This window comes from Paenibacillus sp. sgz302191 (genome assembly GCF_057749925.1).
In genome coordinates, this window is sequence record NZ_JBYLHY010000071.1 from 1 (window position 1) to 4,026 (window position 4,026).

5 protein-coding genes are annotated in these 4,026 nt (G+C 42.1%); 1 reads left to right on the forward strand and 4 read right to left on the reverse strand.

Features of this window, described 5'->3' with window-relative positions; genetic code table 11:
• Positions 1 to 487: 487 nt before the first annotated feature.
• Both AC3G2T_RS38545 and AC3G2T_RS38550 read right to left on the reverse strand, forming a co-directional pair.
• Positions 488 to 1,036, reverse strand: a complete 549-nt coding sequence (locus AC3G2T_RS38545) for a hypothetical protein (protein WP_474687341.1) — start codon at positions 1,034 to 1,036, stop codon at positions 488 to 490.
• Between the two features lie 31 nt (positions 1,037 to 1,067).
• Positions 1,068 to 1,619 carry a hypothetical protein gene (locus tag AC3G2T_RS38550; protein ID WP_488438796.1) on the reverse strand — a complete coding sequence of 184 codons (552 nt, stop codon included), beginning with the start codon at positions 1,617 to 1,619 and terminating at the stop codon, positions 1,068 to 1,070.
• 83 nt (positions 1,620 to 1,702) lie between these two features.
• Here AC3G2T_RS38550 and AC3G2T_RS38555 point away from each other — a divergent pair, with 83 nt between their 5' ends.
• Entirely contained in the window at positions 1,703 to 2,014 is a 312-nt protein-coding gene (locus AC3G2T_RS38555) for a hypothetical protein (protein ID WP_474687337.1), read from the forward strand.
• Positions 2,015 to 2,173: 159 nt separating this feature from the next.
• Here the strand turns inward: AC3G2T_RS38555 and AC3G2T_RS38560 are convergent, their stop codons facing one another.
• Together AC3G2T_RS38560 and AC3G2T_RS38565 are read right to left on the reverse strand one after the other, a co-directional pair.
• Entirely contained in the window at positions 2,174 to 2,650 is a 477-nt protein-coding gene (locus AC3G2T_RS38560) for a SitI3 family protein (protein ID WP_474687335.1), read from the reverse strand.
• 18 nt (positions 2,651 to 2,668) lie between these two features.
• A partial coding sequence (locus AC3G2T_RS38565) for a CdiA C-terminal domain-containing protein (RefSeq protein ID WP_488438797.1) occupies positions 2,669 to 4,026 on the reverse strand: 1,358 nt, incomplete at its 5' end.

Sequence of the window (4,026 nt, forward strand, 5' to 3'; positions counted from 1 at the left end):
AGTCGCTCACTTCCCCTCGCTGGACATCCGAGGCTGCTTTCGCTCCTACTGCGACGGCTCCCGCTGCCATCACGCCGGCTGCCACGGCTCCGATTACCACCGCGCCAGCTCCTAACGTCGCTACGGTAACTGCCGCAACTACCGCTACTACGGCCACAACCGCCAGTGCGCCCAACACGTTGCCCGCCAGCTTCCCCCAGCTAAACTTCTTTTTCTCCGGCGGCGGGGGCGGAGGCGGAGGCGTTCCTTGCTTCGGCTCGTCGTCAAATGGCGCATACGAGGTGCGGTCTCATAGACTCAGCCGCCCTACTCATTCGGTAATGGGTGGGGTATATTCATCAACAACCGAGACAGGGCCAAGCGCCAAAAAACCTCTATACGACGGTTAACTCCTTTGTAGCATTATTGGTCATTTTGTACAATCTTGTTGTTGGGCTTGTAAATAGGTTCACACAAAAACCTTGACAGACCCATGTAGAATGCTCAATTAACAACTTATAGTGATATTTTCAAAAGATTTAATCTTTTGGTCCAAATTTTTATTTTTTACATTTATTTTATAAATATGCGGTTTATAATACTTGTATTGCTTATTCTCTTCATCGTAAGGAGCTTCTTTCTCAATTATTTCAACTTCTTCTGCACCAATAAAGCATGAAATAACATCAGCAAATAAAGATAGTATCTCAACATGTGAGAGATTACGTAAATTCCCCTCATATACAACATTTCCAAAAGTATCACTTGTTGTATATGTACCTTTTGTATTTTCATCAATAAACATTATCTCTTCATCGTTAACAAAAATTGATGTTTGATTTCCATTGAAACTAATAAACAAATCTTGTTTCTCTCCATCAAAACATATAAATTGAATTGATGTACTTGAGGTTATTTCAATCTCTCTATCATCATCAGACAATGTTCTTATAGCTACAGCTGGATTATTTTCAAATTTAGTTATAAGATGTTTCCAAAGTTCTTCATTAGAAAATTGCATAGACACCTTTGAACCATAATTCACTTCTTCTTGCATTAATCAAACACCGTCCCTTTTATAAACTGATTTACTGGAAACTTTGTCTGGCATCTAGTACATACTGCAAAACTTCTCCTGTCCTTGGTCTAATTGCAGAAGTCATTATAATATTCGCATTACTAGGCGGAATAAACTTACTAATTACTAAATCCTCTGCACAGATAGCATGCCCTTTATATATTATACTATTTTTAGAACCTACTATTACTTCTCCTGTTCTTAAATCCACACCTGCAACTACTGTTGTAAACTTACTTTGCTGGGTTTTACTTAATGCTTGTATTCTTGCTACCTCAGCATCTCTAGCCGCTGTAGCTTTAGCAAGATAATTATCAATTTTTTGATAGTACTCATCTGGTAAAAACGGCTCTTTAGCAAAATCATCGATTTTACCCGTCCCCTCAGTCGCCTTACCCGAACGAGGTTCACCATTACCGGGGTCCTTCCACGCACTGCGGGTCGCAGCCTTTGCCGCAGCTTGCGCTGCTTCGCTCTCGATCTTCATGACGCCCGATGCAATGGCTTTTTCCGTTTGACTGGCAATTTCTCGGAAACCCTCGTGAAAGGTCACCAAGGGCAAAAGCATCTTCCCTACAGATGAATCGCTGCTTTATCCTGAGCGTATCCAGGGGCTTGAGGCGGAGGTGCAGGCCTGGTAGGCTGATGTCGGGAGCGAAAAAGGCCCTTGGGCCACTTCGCCCATCGCGGGGAGCATCAGGCCCGCCAGAGGTTCCGGGTCAAGCCGCGACACTATCGTTTGCTAGTTTTGAAAATACTCAGTTGACTTCTGGCAAAGTAAATATCGGTGCATCCCTGACAATAGTTGCGAATGATTTCAAAAAACTGCAAGAAAACGAAGCTAATAAAAAGCAGGTCAATCATGGTGTACCTGACCATAATCAACCTGCGCCTTGTATCGCAATAGCGTTATTTAGGTTACAAATTCAAGCGTTGATGTGCGTACAAACAAAATAGAGAAATCTTTATACGGGTATTGCATGGGTTAGATGTCTTCATGGTTAAATGATAGGTTCATTCGGCACTGGTACGGTCGTTGTAAATGTACTTACATAAATATAAATTTTTACAGCCCCGTAATTAATTCTGTGTCTATTTCTTGACTGAGGTCAATTACTAGTGTATTGACACTAGTTTGTAATCCCTGTTTGTAATCAATAATTTATAATCCTGCCTATCCCAAAACCCGTCTTCATTGTTAATACTTAAAATACCATTAATTCTATATAAACATTCATTATCATTAAACAAAAACAATACATTAACTTTTGTTAAGTCAATAATACTAAATACCAATACAAGAATGTTTGTAATTGCCTTAACACTATCGTAATCATTCCCTAATCGAAGGTTTAGATTTTGTTTATAGTAAAAATCATCAGAAAGAAACTCTGACTCATACCCAAATGGGTTACTTGATGTATCAATCAACGAAAGTGAAAAACCAAGTATATTTAATATCTCATCTACTCGAAATCCTTTTGACAAATTAGTTACTTTTGTACAAGTGACGCCCATTTCCTCTAGTTGGTTCAAAATTATCTCTTTAGTTAAAAACGCTTCTTCTAACTTTAAAGAACATTCAATTGCCAATATATAGTCCCCCTCATATCATGGATATATGTGAATTATGTTTCCATCTTTTATTGCTATTATTTCTTCAAGTCCCTCAGCAGGCCAGTCTAAAAATTGTTTTTTTAATGCTTCAACATCTCCAACCCAATCATCTAAATTTAATACAAATCGATTTGCTTGTCCTTCAGCTAATTTTTCTTCCACTATTTTTGACCATATATTTCTCGGCGACTTTTTCCCTTTCGGTGAAAAACAGTCAAACACATTCCCCTCAATTAAATAATCTGGGTTTTTAGTCTGTCCAGGTATCTTAGGGCTTTGCTCAATGTCATATCCATTTTCCGCTAAGGTTTTTGCTGCTTCATTTTCTCGTGTACGTCCTCTTACAGTTTCTAAATCGTCCTGAGGTCGAATTTTTGCTGGATTTCCCTTTGGAACAGCATTCGGATCTGGAGAATTATTAGGTTTAGCTAGTCTAGCCCCATTAGTACTCGAACCAACATCACCCGTCCCCCTAGAGCCTGAACCACCTCCACCCTTTCCAGGGCCGACTGAATCTCCCTCGCTCTTCATATAATTCGATATTTTCCCCGTTGCTTCCTGGAAGAGTTCCCTTAACGTTGTTGTTTCAGGTATACCTCCAAGCACTCCTGCCTTCTGCGGCGCAAACGGGTTAATAAATTCTGCATCCAAAATCTTATTCATATCCTGGGTAAGCTTTGCGTAACTTTTACCTAGGGTTGTGCCCTCTTTACTCAGCAATTGTGCAAACTGATCGGATTTTGCGCTTATGCTTGCAATCTCTGTCACCTGCACCGACTTCGTGCCACTCAGCGCCAACTTTTCAGCTTGCATCGCCCTGGATGCTGCTCCTGCCTCGCCACCGACGAAAAAGGAAGCTATGGTAAGTACCAATTCCGTTCCATATTTGCTTCGACTATAGGTATCTCCATTGATGACGTCTTCCTTGAAATCCCGCTTTACGCCTTCCCAGACTCCCGCCAGTGTTCTCAGCAGCTCATCTCGATGCTCCTTGTTGGAATAGTATTTGCCTACATAAACGATGGGGTTCGCGACAAACTCCAAGGCCTCCAGAGGATTCTTTACGGCAAAATCCAATTCCTTATATAACAAGTCTGCCAATCCCAGAACGGTTTCCTCTACAACCGTGCCGATTCCTGCCAGGATGCCAGCGCTCATCGGATCAAATTCCTTGTACGCTTCCCATGCTTTCTTAATGGGTCCGAAAAGCGCACCGGATGCCGCGCCGCTCATCAATTCCCGGAACGCATCGGCGGGGGAATAATCGCTAAAGTCGCTCACTTCCCCTCGCTGGACATCCGAGGCTGCTTTCGCTCCTACTGCGACGGCTCCCGCTGCCATCACGCCGGCTG

Excerpts from the sequence above, each read along its gene's own strand:
- AC3G2T_RS38545 (WP_474687341.1), bottom strand. The coding sequence starts at position 1,036 with ATGCAAGAAGAAGTGAATTATGGTTCAAAGGTGTCTATGCAATTTTCT.
- AC3G2T_RS38555 (WP_474687337.1), top strand. The coding sequence starts at position 1,703 with ATGTCGGGAGCGAAAAAGGCCCTTGGGCCACTTCGCCCATCGCGGGGA.